This is a genomic window from Herbiconiux sp. (genome assembly GCF_023264895.1).
Lineage (GTDB): Bacteria > Actinomycetota > Actinomycetes > Actinomycetales > Microbacteriaceae > Herbiconiux.
The window spans coordinates 16976-30824 of the sequence record NZ_JAHFUY010000001.1 but is presented as its reverse complement, the minus strand read 5'-3'; the positions used below and the strand labels follow the sequence as shown (position 1 = coordinate 30824).

Genomic DNA, 13849 nt, shown 5'->3' with positions numbered 1-13849 from the left:
ATGCACGTCACTGTGGCCTCGTCGTCGGATCAGCCGATCGGAGCCGGTGAGCCACCTCGGTGGTCGTCCGCAGGCTGGCGGGCAGCGCTCCGAAGGGGAAGCCGCCCAAGAGGGGGAATCTCAGTGGCACGAGACCTCCAGGTGTCAGCACCACCACGTTCAGACACCACTCCCCGTCCCACCGACGCTGCGCCTGCACCGGATCCACGGAGTGGACCACACCCCACGGCAGGTGCAGAAGCTCATGCGGTTCTCTTCGGCCCACCCAGATGCCGAGCGCCTCCTCGGACACAGAGAGAGTCAGTCCCCACGGCAACTGCAAGAGAGGCGGAACACCGTCGAGCTGGCGCATGTGATGCAGCACATCGTCGGTCGAGTTGATCTCGAGCGTCTGCTTCACACCGACGTCCATCGTGCGCAGCGCTCGCCGCCGAACGCCCCATCCCCCGACAAGAGCAGCACCCCAGATCATCAAGACAACCCCGACCATCACCGACACTGAACTGACGGTGGCATATGCGAGGGCGTCGCCGGTCGTCACACCGTCACGACCGACTCCCCAGAAGATGAGACCGAAAACGAGCAGCAACCCCGCCGCAAGACGGAGAGTGAATCGCACGACATCGCGCATTGGACCGGAAACGTTCCGCCAGCCTCGGTGGATCGGAAACTGATTGCTCACCGGGCACGTCGAGTGCTGGCGGTCGAAGAGGGCCGCCTCTGCTCATTCGCGGTGCCCTCGGCCGGGACGTCGGGGGCGGCTCCCTCGTGGCGCCGGAGGTAGGCGGCGCGCACGGCGAGGCCCGCTCGGGCGTCGTGGATGAGGGGGTGGAAGAAGGCCGTGCGGTAGGCCGCGTTGGTGGTGACCGACACGAGGAAGTTGAGCGACGAGACACAGCTCAGGAAGATCGACGTCTTGACGAGCGCCCAGGTGAACGGCACCTCCACGCCGAACAGCTCGACCATGGTGAGCCGGTCGCCGACCCACGCCCGCAGCACCTCCGGTGAGAACGCGAAGGAGCCGAGCACGATGAGGAACACGCACACGATCGCCGCGAAGACCAGGGTCTGGAGCACGAGGGCGAGCACGAGCACGGCCTGCAGGTTGGCTCGTTCGCGACGGGCCAGCGGAGGACCGGGCGTCGAGGCGTAGCCGTCGAGCTCGGCGAGGGCCGACGACTGCACGAGACGGATGCGCTCCGCCGGCTGCATGCTCTCGTCGAGCTCCTTCATCTCGACCCGGCTGACCGGGATCACGAAGAGGAGCCCGAGCACGAGGAAGAAGATCGCGACGGCGACCAGGCGGGTGGGCGACATCGTGCTCGTGACATCCCACAGGGGCTTGGAGAAGAACGCGAACACGACGACGAGCATGAGGATGGGGAGGGCGCGCGTGACGAGAGCGCCGATCGCGGTGAGCTGCTGCAGTGCCGCGTGGGCCGCCCAGGCGAGGAGCGAACCGACGCCGAGCCAGGTGAGCAGCACCGCGATCGCCACGATGAGGAGGTGGACGCCCGCGTGCCAGGCGGCCTCGCCGAGCGGCGATGTCAGGGCCGTCACGCCGGGCAGGACGACGAGGTAGCAGACGAGCACGACGATCCCGGTCGGAAGGGCGGCTCGCGGATGCGCCCGGAGCACCCGGGCGGAGAGGATCCCGAGAACGATCGGCACGGCCACGAACCCCACACCGACGACCAGCACCCCGCCGACGAGCAGCGCCACGATCATCGTGGAATCGAGCTCGACATCGATGTCGGCGTCGACACCGAGCTGCACGAACAGGCCGGCGACCAGCGCGAACACCATGAACGGCACGACCCGGCTCACGAGCCGGTCGCCCAGCGCCTCCGTGCGCACGAACAGGGGCAGGCCCACCGCTCGCAGCCATCGCTCGACGTCGCGCTCCTGTGCAGCCATCCGGCACCCCCTGCGCCCATTGTGCCGTACTCCCCCGGCGCGGCACGCGCGCTCCGGCGCCGATGACCCCGACCCCAGGCGACCAGCCGGGGTTCCGGTGCACCATGGGGGGATGGAACCCACGATCCGTCGGGCGATCGAGGCCGACTCGGAGCAGCTCGCCCTGCTGAGTCTTGTCGCGTGGGACGAGGCGTACCGGGACATCCTGGACCCGGATGCACTGCGCCGCCGCCACGACGAGCCGTCGGCTGTTCGACGGGAACGGTGGGTGAACCGGATCGCGGAGAACGAGGTCTTCGTCGCCCTGGCTGACATCGAGATCGTCGGCTATGCACGCACGACGGCGCCGGCTCCGGGAGAGAGCCACGAGCTTCTGGGGCTCTACACGCGAGAGCGGTACTGGCGTTCCGGACTGGGAAGCCGGCTGCTGCTGCAGTGCTTGCCGTCGGGGGCGGCCCACCTCTGGCTGTTCGAGGGGAACGAGCGGGCCCTGCGCTTCTACGAGCGCCACGGCTTCTCGCTCGACGGCCGGCGCCGGCTCGACCCTCCGTACGGCGCCGAGCTCCACATGTCACGCGGAGCAACTTGGTAATGGATGCACTGTTTCCACCGAACCTAACCCCGCCGCCTGTAGGCGGAGAAGCCCCGTCTGCCAGAGCAGAGCTAGCGGTCTAGAGCTAGACGAACTATTAGCTCCCCTGACTATGCGGACGGCGAATGACCCGATCCGTTGCCCACAGGTCTCTCGAGAAGACGCGACGACGACGTAACCTTTCCCGGGCATCCGGACAATACAGGGTATGGGCGATACAGAATCGAGTGAGGCCAGTATCTGGCGTCGGGGGCTCGACGGGGATGCAAAAGCCTTCGGGGAGATCTTCGACCTGCATAAGGACCGGGTGTTCCGGCACGCGTACAGGCTGCTGCTCGACCGCCATGACGCGGAGGACGTCACAGGCACCGCCTTTCTGGAGCTCTGGCGCAAGCGCGCCACCGTCCGGGTCGTCGACGGATCGCTGCTGCCGTGGCTCCTCGTGACCGCGGGCCACGCGGCGGCGAACACCCGGCGCGCCACGTCTCGCTACCGAACCCTCCTCGACCGCATACCGCGCACCGAGCACCTGCCGGCGGTGGAAGAAGAGGTGCTGGCAAGGCTGGCGCCGTTCGGAGAGGACCTCCATCGGCTCCTGCAGCAGCTGGGGTCGATCGATCGGAGTCTCGCCACCCTCGTGATCGTGGAGGGCTACCCCATCGGCGAGGCCGCCGAACTCCTCGACCTCACTCCCGCAGCCGCCAAGACGCGGCTCTCCCGCATGAAAGCGCGCCTCCGACTCACCATCGCGCCGGCACTCTCCGGACAAGGGGACATCTCATGAACGACCTCGAACTCGACCCCACCTTCTCCCAGGCCTTCCGCACCGCACTCGTCGACGAGGTTGCGCTCGGCAAGCGGCCGCGCCGACGCCGGGTCTGGCTCGGCGCCGTGTTCGCCGGGATCCTGCTGGCGACGGGGGCGGGTGGGGTGGCCACGGCCACCCTGATGTCGCCTCCGGGGATGCCCGCCTATGAGCAGTTCGGCGAGAAGGTCACGGCGACCCTCACCGAGACCGGCACCCTCGACCTCGGCGCGCCACCGGAGGGGGCCACCAGCATCAGCTTCACCGTCGTCTGCCACACCGAGGGCTCCTGGTCGCTGGAGGGTTACGGAGGGGCGAACTGCAGCGAGGTGGGGATCGGCTCGGCCCGAAGCGGCACCATCCCGCTCACTCTCTCGCAGCAGTCCATCGTGCTCTTCGAGCTCCAGCCGGGCACAGAGGTGACGGTGACGGCCGCCTACAGCAAGAAGATCAAGACCGAGTTCGGTGTCAATGCGGCGGGCGAGACCTACGGATCGGGTGTCGGGGATCCCGATGACACCCGCACGTACGCGATGAACGAGAATCCCGGACCGGATCTCATCGCCGCCCACGCCACGAACTGCAAGACCGGGTACATCCGCTGGGAGGAGGAGAACGAAGCCTCGGGCGGCAACATCTCAAGCTTCGAGGAGGTGACCGAGTGGATGGAGAACGAGGTCCACCTCGACAAGTACATCCCGGTCTACGAATCCGACGGCACGACGGTCATCGGCGAGTTCCTCATCGCCGGCCAGCCCCGCCCGGGCCAGCCCCTCACGGCCCTGCCCCCGTGCCCGTCGGGTCAGTGACCTCCTCCTCGGGGTCGTCCTTCTGGCAGAGCGCCTACGCGGGGCTGGCGATGGCCGTGCTGTGGCCCGTCTCGAAGCGGACGTGGGGGCCGTAGCGCTCCCAGAGCAGGTCGATCTGGGCCTCGTTCGGCGTGGTGCCCGTCATGCCGAAGAACACCAGGCCGTCGGCATCCGGGCCGAACGTGGTCACCTCCGACACCGCACTCCGGGGCACGGCTCCGGAGTCGAAGTCATCCATGATGCGCTGCTGCAGAGCGAGGGCGTCCTTCTCGGACCGGAGCGACGTGTAGAAGGCCACCTTCTCGGCCGGCAGGCCCGACGCGGCCAGGAACGCCTGCTCCATCTCCGGGGAGCGATCGGTGATGTAGATGCGCAGCACGTCCGGATCGCCCGGAATCCCGCCGCCGATACCGGTGTAGACGTCGGGGTGGACGCGCGGACCGTACTCCCGGATCGCCTGGAGCCCGGCGACGAACTCGGCGCTGATGAGACCCATGTCGACCTCGGGGTTCCCTGTGCCGTGCTCGGCCGGGTCCAACACCGACATGGGCCCGACCGACGGGGTGGGGCTGGGCTCAGCGGCTACCGTCGCAGGCGCCTCTGTCTGGGGCGTGTGTGACGCGCATCCGGTCAGGAGCGCTGCGGCGACCACACCCGCAGCGACGAGCAGCCGCGTTCTCGGCGACATCACCATCCGGCACCCCTCACTCGCTGTTCCGGCAATTATGGGAGGAGGATGGCGCTCGAGCAAGCATGTGACACTTGTTGAAGAGAGTTCGCCGCATACCGCTGCGAGCCGGGTGGACGGAGCACGTGATCGGGTCGGTACTGTTCCTGGCCGGGATGCTTGGCCTCACGCTCCCGGCGCCCAGGCGCAAGAAAGAGGAGTGAGCCCGTGGTGGCGTCGTTCGAGTGCGTGACCCGGTCGAGCAGGTCGGTCGAGGAGATGTTCGATCTGGCGCGCAGCATCGAGGCCCACACGGAGTCGCAGGCAGGCTCGGCGGAGGAGGCCGTCGCCGGGGTCACACAGGGGCTCATCGGCGCCGGCCAGGATGTCACGTGGACCGCTCGACACTTCGGGATCCGGTTCTCGCTCACCAGCGCGATCACCGAGTTCGACCCTCCGCACCGCTCCGTCGATGAGCAGACCCGGGGGCCGTTCAAGGCGTTCCGGCATGAGCACGTGTTCGAACCGGCCGATGGGGGCTCAGTGATGATCGATCGCATCCGCTTCACGGCGCCGTTCGGACCCGTCGGCCGCGTGGCGGAGAAGCTCGTGCTCGAGCCCTACCTGCGTCGGCTCATCGCCGATCGCGGCTCGTTCCTGGCCGAGTCTCCGTCGGCCCCCACGAAGGAATAGCCGGTGCACACCACAACGAGCCGGGTGAGTCCGCGAGTGGCCGGGTGGCTGGCCATCTCGGGTTCGCTCGTCATCGCCGTCACGGGAGGCTTCCTGATCGCGAACCCGCCCTGGAGCATCCTGGGCGCGTTCGTGCTGGTGGCGGCCACGATCCTGCTGTCGGTCGGGACCGTGTGGCTCCACCGGCGCTCCTGGCACGAGCCGTGGCCACCGGATGCGACGCGGTCGGTGCAGCAACAGCTTCGCCGACTCCGCGTGATGTCGGTCGTCGGCAGCATCCTGTGGGTGGGCCTGATCGCTCTCGCCATCCTCAGCATCATCAGCCGGAACTGGTGGCAGCTGCTCTATGTGGCCTTCTTCCTGGTGATGGGCCTCAGCAACCTCAGCCTGAACCGGCGCACACTGCGGCTGCTGCGCGAGAGTGCAACAGCGCCGGAGCGCTCCGCGGTTATCCACGGACAGCCGGACTCTCCCTGACGGCGGCTGCTCCGCCTAACGTCGCTTGAGCGGTCCCGCTCGGGACGCCTCACGAAGGAGCACGATCCATGAATATCACCGGGAACACAGTCCTCATCACCGGCGGCACCTCCGGCATCGGCCTCGGTCTCGCGCTGCGGCTGCGGGAGGCGGGCAACGCGGTGATCATCGCCGGTCGCCGGAAGGAACTCCTGGACGCCATCACCGCGGAGCACCCCGACATCGCCGCCGTCGAACTCGACGTGACCGACCCGGACTCCATCGACCGGGCACGCGCGAGCCTCGTGATGACCCATCCCGATCTGAACATCCTCGTGAACAACGCCGGGATCCAGCTCAGGGAGAACCCCCTCGAGCCGCTCGACCTCCAGGTGGCGGAGCAGCAGATCACCACCAACCTCCTCGGGCCGATCCGGATGGCGTACGCGTTCACACCCCTCCTCGCCGGCCAGACGGGAGCCGCGATCGTCAACGTCACCTCGGCCCTCGCCTTCGTGCCCTTCCCCGCGACTCCGACCTACAGCGCGACGAAGGCGGCGCTGCACTCGTTCACCGAGAGCCAGCGGATCCGCCTTGCCGGGACCGGCATCCAGGTCGTCGAGATCGTGCCAGCGGGCGTCCGCACCGATCTGCTCGACCAGAAGGACAACCCGGATGCCATGCCGCTCGACGAGTTCCTCGACCAGATCATGACCCAATGGCGTGAGAACCCCGGCGCCCCGGAGCTGGTCGCGGAGCCCGCCCGAGGAATCCGCGGGGCCACCGCCGACGGCTCGTACGACGATCTCCTGGCACTCTTCAGCACCCTCTGAGCGCGGCGTCCGGTCCCTCGCTCCCGAGCGGGGGATCGGCGCTCTCTGGATAACAGCGGCCGGCCGCCTCATGATGAGTGCATGGACAAACGCCTCCTCGCCGAGTTCCTGCGGTCACGCCGCGAGCTGCTGCGGCCGCGTGACGTGGGCCTCTCCGAGGGACCGCGGAGACGAGCGCCCGGGCTCCGCCGCGAGGAGCTCGCTCAGCTGGCGGGCATCTCCACCGACTACTACACCCGTCTCGAGCAGCAACGGTCTCCCACCCCGTCGACGCAGGTCGCCGCCTCCCTGGCACGGGCCCTCCGGCTGACGCTCGATGAGCGAGACCATCTGTTCGCGCTCATCGGCCACAACGCACCCAGCCGGTTCGACCGCACGGACCACGTGAGTCCCGCCCTGATGAGCGTGCTCGATGGACTCGTCGACATCCCGTGCCTCGTGCAGAACGATCTTCACGACACCCTCGCGATGAACCCGCTCGCCGAGGCCCTGATCGGTGACGAGACCGCCCACACGGGTCTCGCCAGGAGCGGCTTCTACCGCTGGTTCACCGATCCGGAGGAGCGTCGTCTCTACCCACCCGAGGCGCATGAGATCCACGGACGCTTCCTCGTCGCCCGCCTGCGGATGGCTACCACCACGGGCAGCGACACCGCGAGGGCCCAGCACCTCGCAGCCGAGCTCTCCCACCTGAGCGTGGAGTTCGTGCGCCTGTGGAACTTCCATGAGGTCGCCCTCCGCTACGACGACTGCAAGGTGCTCGTTCACCCGCAGCTCGGACGGATCGAGATCGACGCGCAGATGCTCTTCACCGAGAACCGCTCGCAGACCCTCCTCGTGCTCAATCCCGGCGTCGGCGGAGACAACCGCAGCAAGCTCGACCTCCTCAAGGTCATCGGTCGCCAGGACCTCGGACTGCCCACCTCACCCCGATGAACCCGATGAAGGAGAACCCCCATGCACATCCCGGCCAGCTCATCCCGAGAGATCACCACGCCCGACGGCACCATCTGGAAGTACGCGGTGAAGGACGAGGTGGGCATCTCGTACCAGACCCTGAACACCAGCAGTCCGGAGTCCGGGCGACACCTGAACAAGGAGGTCCATGAGATCTACTTCATCATCCAGGGCACCGCCACGTTCACGGTGGGCGACGAGACGTTCGAGGTGAGCGACAGGGACATTGTCGTCGTCGAGCCGATGGTCGCGCACTCCATCGAGACCGACGGCCTCACCTTCATGACCATCACCCGCCCGGACTGGTTCTTCGAGCAGTACGAGCACGTCGGCGCCTGACCGACCCGCCGCCGGGTCAGAGGCTGCCCGCTACGGGTTCGAGGTGAGCGAGGGCCGCGAGAGCAGCTCGTACTCGAGTTCGATGCCGAAGCGCTGGCGGCGACGGCGGGCGGTGAGCCGGCGGTCGATGCCCGCACCGATGAGCGCGAACGCGAGCGCGATGCCCGCCAGCGGGCCGGCGTGCGTGGTGGTCAGGAGCCAGAGACCGCCGAGGAGCGCCAGCACGCCGAGCACGAGCAGGACCGAGCCCGCACGCTGCACGCGCTGGATGCCGAGCAGTCGCTCGGTCGGGGTCTCGATCATGCCTTCGACAGTACGCCTCACCACCGACACCGCCTCCCCCTTGCGCGACACTCGCAGCTGTGTTGGGCCTGGTCGCCCTCCGCGCGGGCCTTCGAGGTCAGGCGCGCTCGACGGGGAGCCACAGCTCACACGTGGCCCTGCTGAAGTCGGCGGCGCGCTCGAGCACCGAGACGATCGACGGTCCGGGGCGGAGCCGCCAGGGGTTGGAGGGGAACCAGTCGGTGGCGGTCGCGACCCAGGCCTGCTGCAGTGCGGCCGGGTGCTCGCCCTCGGTGCGGAAGACCGCCCAGGTGCCGGCGGGGACGTCGATCGTGTCGAGGTCGCCGGGAACGGCCGTCGTCTCGGTGACGGCGACGCCGTGCAAGTAGGTCAGGTCGCTGCCCTCCTCGTAGTCGGGATCGACGTCGGCGCTGACCTGGAGGAGCCCTGCCGGTTCGGTGTCGCTCAGCTCCTTGAGCCGCGCGTGCTCCGAGGGCGGCAGTGAGGCGATGTGGGCCTGGATGTGCGGATTGATGCCCTCGTGCACGAGCGGCACGCGGATCGCGTGGCCGACGAGACGGAAGGCCGGTCGATCGGTGATGCGGGTGTCCATGGTGATGTTCCCTTCGACGGTCAGGCGGAACCTGAGCTGCGGTTGCGTGCGAAGGGGGCCGCCGTCTCGCCTGACGTCGCCCACGCTCGCACCGTGCACGGAACGGAACGCCCGACCGAACGCCTCGGTCGATCCGTAGCCGTAGCGCACTGCGGTGCTCAGCAGGTCGTCGCCCCGGAGCACGTCGGCTGCCGCCACCGACATGCGGCGCCGGCGGATGTACTCCGACAGCGGCATGCCCGCGAGCGACGAGAACATCCGCCGCAGGTGGTACTCGGTGGTGCCGACCTCGGTCGCGAACGCCGCGACATCGAGGTCGTCGCCGAGCCTCTCCTCGACCCGCTCGACCAGCCTGTTGAGCTCCGCGATCATGGCGCCTTCCTTCGACACCCACAATTCCGGGTCTTCCCGATCGGCACCCTACTATCGCGGCCCGATCGGATCGCGGCTGGAACCCCATGGCTTCCTGTTTAATGAGAAACTCTCGTATCGCCTCGATAGGCGGATGGGAGGTGAGCCCACATGTATGGGTTGGCTCGTTTCCGACGAGGGCTGCCCTGCGTCGTCGTCGCGGTCGCGGTGGCGCTCACCGGGTGCGCCGGCACGGTGGGCTCGCCCGGTACCGGAACGCGGCCACCCTCAGCTGCATCTGCAGCGCCCCAGCTCCCGACCCCCATCCCTCCGCTCAGCACCGAGGTCGGGCCCGGGGAACTGTCCGGGGAGGTGGTGTCCGCATTGCTGGCTTTTCGGGACCTCGGGCCGGTTGCGTTCAAGGAGAACTACGCGGGGGTGTCATCCGGGACACCGGCATCTGCCGATGTGCTGGTGATCTACCTCGCTCACGGCACCGACTCGGTGGAGGAGCAGATTCGGCAGGAGGTCGGGCTGCCCCGGGAGAAGGTCGCCTTCGTCGAGGCGTATCAGTCCCTTGCAAAGGCGAAGGTCGTGGAGGAAGCGCTGTGGGCGGATCTCGCGGCCCTCCAGCAGAGTGGGATGAAGTTCGTGACTTTCGGTGTGGAGGAAGACGGGGTCGTGGGCATCGGGCTGGCAGGCGCGAGCGACGAGCAGGTCGCCCGGTTGTTCGAGGCGTACGGGCCCTACCTGCGGATCGACCGGGAGGCCGAGGAGCCGACGCTGCTGTAGACGAGCTGTCTGCCGCCGCTCAGACCTCCCCCTTGCGCACACCGGTGCGGCGCGGGGTGGGTCTTCCGGTCGAGTTGTTGGCTCGGGTCTGGCGTGCGTCCGCGAAGCGGATGCGGGAGACAACTCGACCGGAAGATCCACCCCGCGCCGCGCCACCCCGAGCGACCACACATCCACCGGCCACAGAGCGCGCCCCGGAAACCCACCTACACTCGACTGATGCCTGAAACCCCGCGCGACCTGTCCGACGGCTTCGTGAGGGTGCGGGGGGCGAACGAGAACAACCTGCGGAACGTCGACGTCGATGTGCCGAGGGATGCGATCGTCGCCTTCACCGGCGTCTCCGGCTCCGGCAAGTCGTCGCTCGCGTTCGGCACCATCTTCACCGAGGCCCAGCGGCGTTACCTCGAGTCGGTCGCCCCCTACGCGCGGCGGCTCATCCAGCAGGGGCACGATCCGCACGTCGACTCCATCTCGGGGCTCCCGCCCGCCGTCGCCCTGCAGCAGCGGCGCGGGGCTCCGAGCTCACGCTCGAGCGTGGGCACCGTCACGACGCTGTCGAACTCGCTCCGGATGCTCTTCTCCCGCGCCGGCACCTTCCCCGAGGGCTTCACGACCCGGCTCGACTCCGACGCCTTCTCGCCCAACACCGCGGCCGGCGCGTGCCCCGAGTGCCACGGGATCGGCGTGGCCCACACGGTCACCGAGGAATCTCTCGTCCCCGATCCCTCGCTCAGCATCCGCGACGGGGCCATCGCGGCCTGGCCAGGGGCGTGGCAGGCGAAGAACCTCCGCGACATCACGATCGTGCTCGGCTACGACGTCGACCGGCCCTGGCGGGAGCTCGACCAGGCCGACCGCGACTGGCTCCTCTTCACCGACGAGCAGCCCGTGGTGCAGATCACGCCGCAGCGCGACCGCGTGGCGAAGCCCTACAACGGCATGTTCTGGAGCGCCAAGAAGTACGTCTTCCACACCCTCGCCGACTCCAAGAGCGCCATGATGCGGGCGAAGGTGCTGCAGTTCGTGCGCTCGGGCCCCTGCCCGCTCTGCCACGGCACCGGACTCCGCCGCGAGGCTCTCGCGGTCACCTTCGCCGGGCACTCCATCGCCGAGCTCAACGCGCTGCCGCTCACCGAGCTCGCCGAGGTCATCCGCCCCACGACCCTGCTCCAGGATGCGGCGCCCGCGCTGCCGACGACGCTCTCGGGCGAGCGCACCGACGTGGCGGTCGCCATCACGACCGACCTGCTGGCGCGCATCCGGGTGCTCACCGAGCTCGGGCTCGGCTACCTCGGGCTCGGCCGGGTGACGACGACGCTCTCGCCCGGCGAGATGCAGCGGCTGCGGCTCGCCACCCAGCTGCGCTATGGGCTCAGCGGCGTGATCTACGTGCTCGACGAGCCGTCGGCGGGCCTGCACCCGGCCGACGCGGAGCCGCTGCTCGATGTGCTCGAGCAGCTGAAGCGCTCGGGGAACTCGGTCTACGTGGTCGAGCACAACATGGATGTCGTGCGGCGGGCCGACTGGATCGTCGACGTCGGCCCCGGTGCCGGCGAGGGCGGCGGCGCGGTGCTCTACAGCGGTGAGGTCGCGGGGCTGGCCGAGGTGGAGGAGTCGGCGACGCGGCCGTTCCTCTTCCCCTCGCCGAGCGGGGAGGCCGCGGATCGGCGTGCGCCGCGCGAGGCCCGGGAGTGGCTGAACGTCGAAGGGATCGGGCTGCACAACCTCGTCGACGTCGACGCCGCCATCCCGCTCGGGACGCTCACGGCAGTCACCGGCGTCTCCGGATCGGGCAAGTCGACGCTCGTGAGCCGGGTGCTCCGCGAGGTGGTGCGCGAGCACCTGCGGGCAGGCCCGGGCGGGGCGGATGACGCGGCGGACGACGACGCACCGGATGCGGGGGCGGGCGCCGGCGGCCGCGGCGCAGGCGGGGCTGCCGGGGCGGATGACACCACCGGAGCCGGAGCAGACCTCGCCGAGGCCGTGCTCGCCGACGCACGCGTCGACACCCTGACCGTCCGCCGGGTCACCGGACTCGAGCACATCGACCGCCTCGTGCGGGTCGACCAGAAGCCGATCGGCCGCACCCCGCGCTCGAACCTCGCCACCTACACGGGCCTCTTCGACTCCGTGCGGGCCACCTTCGCCGCCACCGACCTGGCGCGGGAGCGCGGGTACACCGCGGGCCGGTTCTCGTTCAACGTGGCGGGCGGCCGCTGCGAGACCTGCCAGGGCGAGGGCTTCGTGTCGGTCGAGCTGCTGTTCCTGCCCGGCAGCTACGGCCGGTGCCCCACGTGCCACGGCGCGCGCTACAACGCCGACACGCTCGAGGTGACCTACGAGGGCAAGTCGATCGCCGAGGTGCTGGCCCTCACGGTCGACGAGGCGGCCGGCTTCCTCGCGGCGGTCCCGGCGGCGGCCCGCAGTCTCCGTACCCTGCTCGACGTGGGTCTCGGCTACCTGCGGCTCGGCCAGCCCGCCACGGAGCTCTCGGGCGGTGAGGCCCAGCGCATCAAGCTCGCCACCGAGCTGCAGCGGGTGCGCCGCGGCCACACCCTCTACCTCCTCGACGAGCCGACCACGGGCCTGCACCCCGCCGACGTGCGGCGCCTGCTCGCCCAGCTGAACGCCCTCGTCGACTCGGGCGACACGGTCGTGGTGGTCGAGCACGAGATGGACGTGGTGGCGGCCGCCGACTGGGTCATCGACCTCGGCCCCTCCGGAGGCGACGCGGGCGGCCGCATCGTGGCGACCGGCACCCCGCAGACCGTGGCGAGCTCCCCCGACAGCCGCACGGCCCCCTACCTGGCCGCCCGCCTCGCCCGCGACCCGCGCTGAACCCGCCGCCGGGAGATCCGGCCCAGCTTGAGAGCGCTCAGACCTCGTCGGTCAGGTACTCGACTCCGACCATCTCGAGCAGCTCGGCCATGTCTCCAGACGCATCCGCCCGCCTCACCGCAGCGACGTAGTCGGACGGTTCGACCGACCAGTCGAAGACGCGATCCCCCGTCAGCGCCAGCAGGAGGACATCGGCGAAAAGCCGCGTGATCCGCCCGTTCCCGTCGACGAAGGGGTGGATCTTGACGAGCTGGTGGTGCGCGCTCATCGCGAGCAACTCGGGCGAGAATCCGATGGCGTCGGCGTTCTCCACCTGCCACGTGAGGTTCTCCAGTGCGCCGTAGAGCCGCTCTCGGATGTACTCCGGCGGAGCACCGACGTTCAACTCACGATCGCGGAATCGGCCGGCCCACTGCCAGATCTGCTGGTTGGCCAGCTGGTGCATCTTCTCCAGGTTGAAACGACCCGTGATGTCCGCAGCGGTCAGCTCTCCGGACGCCACGGCGTCGTAGAGCTGGTATCGCAGATCGCTGAGCGCCTGTGCCTCCGCCTCGTACAGGGCAGCTCTGTTCTCGAAGCCGATGCCCGGCAGGAAGGCCACCTCGTCATCCGGATCGACGGGAGTGGCCCCGTACTCGGCAGAGAGCTCAGCCAATCATCTGACGCGACGTGGACTTGAAGTTCGCCACCAAAGAGTCTTTGCTCGCGGTGCTCGGTCTCGGCTCGTGCGGAGGCAGCCGTCCTTCGATGCTCATGGTCTTCATCGTCGACTTCACCACACTCTCGCGCAGTCGCTTCGGGCTGATCGGCTTCCTGGTCGGCATCGCACTACCTCCATTCCTGGTCATTGTGAGTCGTACGCGCGCTGGAGTTTCACTTTACGCCGCAGCCGCCCGCGTGGG

The 13849-nt window shown here is 69.0% G+C and carries 16 protein-coding genes; 10 read left to right on the top strand and 6 right to left on the bottom strand.

Annotation, left to right across the window (positions count from 1 at the left end; translation table 11 throughout):
* Window positions 1-7: 7 nt before the first annotated feature.
* Window positions 8-682 carry a hypothetical protein gene (locus Q0D57_RS00160; protein ID WP_291036428.1) on the bottom strand — a complete coding sequence of 225 codons (675 nt, stop codon included), beginning with the start codon at window positions 680-682 and terminating at the stop codon, window positions 8-10.
* The gene (locus Q0D57_RS00155) at window positions 679-1917 is read right to left on the bottom strand and encodes a hypothetical protein (RefSeq protein ID WP_291036426.1); all 1239 of its coding nucleotides are present in this window, start codon (window positions 1915-1917) and stop codon (window positions 679-681) included. Before Q0D57_RS00155 ends, Q0D57_RS00160 begins: the two co-directional genes overlap by 4 nt.
* Before the next feature lie 112 nt (window positions 1918-2029).
* On the opposite strand from Q0D57_RS00155, the gene Q0D57_RS00150 reads away from it, so the two are divergent.
* From Q0D57_RS00150 to Q0D57_RS00140, 3 genes are all read left to right on the top strand, one after another.
* A complete protein-coding gene (locus Q0D57_RS00150) occupies window positions 2030-2509 on the top strand; it encodes a GNAT family N-acetyltransferase (RefSeq protein ID WP_291036423.1) in 480 nt (159 codons plus the stop codon).
* Between the two features lie 208 nt (window positions 2510-2717).
* Window positions 2718-3293 carry a sigma-70 family RNA polymerase sigma factor gene (locus Q0D57_RS00145; RefSeq protein ID WP_291036421.1) on the top strand — a complete coding sequence of 192 codons (576 nt, stop codon included), beginning with the start codon at window positions 2718-2720 and terminating at the stop codon, window positions 3291-3293.
* Complete coding sequence (locus Q0D57_RS00140; protein ID WP_291036419.1) at window positions 3290-4123, top strand: hypothetical protein; 834 nt, start codon at window positions 3290-3292, stop codon at window positions 4121-4123. Before Q0D57_RS00145 ends, Q0D57_RS00140 begins: the two co-directional genes overlap by 4 nt.
* Before the next feature lie 34 nt (window positions 4124-4157).
* On the opposite strand, the gene Q0D57_RS00135 is transcribed toward Q0D57_RS00140, so the two are convergent.
* Window positions 4158-4670 carry a hypothetical protein gene (locus Q0D57_RS00135; protein WP_291036416.1) on the bottom strand — a complete coding sequence of 171 codons (513 nt, stop codon included), beginning with the start codon at window positions 4668-4670 and terminating at the stop codon, window positions 4158-4160.
* Between the two features lie 348 nt (window positions 4671-5018).
* Here Q0D57_RS00135 and Q0D57_RS00130 point away from each other — a divergent pair, with 348 nt between their 5' ends.
* The 5 genes from Q0D57_RS00130 (at window position 5019) to Q0D57_RS00110 (ending at window position 8068) form a co-directional block, all read left to right on the top strand.
* Entirely contained in the window at window positions 5019-5483 is a 465-nt protein-coding gene (locus tag Q0D57_RS00130) for an SRPBCC family protein (RefSeq protein ID WP_291036414.1), read from the top strand.
* 36 nt (window positions 5484-5519) lie between these two features.
* Entirely contained in the window at window positions 5520-5960 is a 441-nt protein-coding gene (locus Q0D57_RS00125; protein WP_291036413.1) for a hypothetical protein, read from the top strand.
* Between the two features lie 68 nt (window positions 5961-6028).
* Window positions 6029-6772, top strand: a complete 744-nt coding sequence (locus Q0D57_RS00120; RefSeq protein ID WP_291036411.1) for an SDR family NAD(P)-dependent oxidoreductase — start codon at window positions 6029-6031, stop codon at window positions 6770-6772.
* A gap of 81 nt (window positions 6773-6853) precedes the next feature.
* A complete protein-coding gene (locus tag Q0D57_RS00115; RefSeq protein ID WP_291036409.1) occupies window positions 6854-7708 on the top strand; it encodes a helix-turn-helix transcriptional regulator in 855 nt (284 codons plus the stop codon).
* Window positions 7709-7729: 21 nt separating this feature from the next.
* Window positions 7730-8068 carry a cupin domain-containing protein gene (locus Q0D57_RS00110; RefSeq protein WP_291036407.1) on the top strand — a complete coding sequence of 113 codons (339 nt, stop codon included), beginning with the start codon at window positions 7730-7732 and terminating at the stop codon, window positions 8066-8068.
* A 30-nt stretch (window positions 8069-8098) separates the two neighbouring features.
* Here Q0D57_RS00110 and Q0D57_RS00105 read toward each other — a convergent pair whose 3' ends face one another.
* Complete coding sequence (locus Q0D57_RS00105; protein WP_291036405.1) at window positions 8099-8371, bottom strand: hypothetical protein; 273 nt, start codon at window positions 8369-8371, stop codon at window positions 8099-8101.
* 97 nt (window positions 8372-8468) lie between these two features.
* Window positions 8469-9335 carry an AraC family transcriptional regulator gene (locus Q0D57_RS00100; protein ID WP_291036403.1) on the bottom strand — a complete coding sequence of 289 codons (867 nt, stop codon included), beginning with the start codon at window positions 9333-9335 and terminating at the stop codon, window positions 8469-8471.
* Window positions 9336-9689: 354 nt separating this feature from the next.
* On the opposite strand from Q0D57_RS00100, the gene Q0D57_RS00095 reads away from it, so the two are divergent.
* Together Q0D57_RS00095 and Q0D57_RS00090 are read left to right on the top strand one after the other, a co-directional pair.
* Window positions 9690-10106, top strand: a complete 417-nt coding sequence (locus Q0D57_RS00095; RefSeq protein WP_291036402.1) for a hypothetical protein — start codon at window positions 9690-9692, stop codon at window positions 10104-10106.
* A 219-nt stretch (window positions 10107-10325) separates the two neighbouring features.
* Window positions 10326-12947, top strand: a complete 2622-nt coding sequence (locus Q0D57_RS00090; protein WP_291036400.1) for an excinuclease ABC subunit UvrA — start codon at window positions 10326-10328, stop codon at window positions 12945-12947.
* A 37-nt stretch (window positions 12948-12984) separates the two neighbouring features.
* Here Q0D57_RS00090 and Q0D57_RS00085 read toward each other — a convergent pair whose 3' ends face one another.
* Complete coding sequence (locus Q0D57_RS00085) at window positions 12985-13548, bottom strand: Fic family protein (protein ID WP_291036398.1); 564 nt, start codon at window positions 13546-13548, stop codon at window positions 12985-12987.
* Window positions 13549-13849 lie beyond the last annotated feature (301 nt).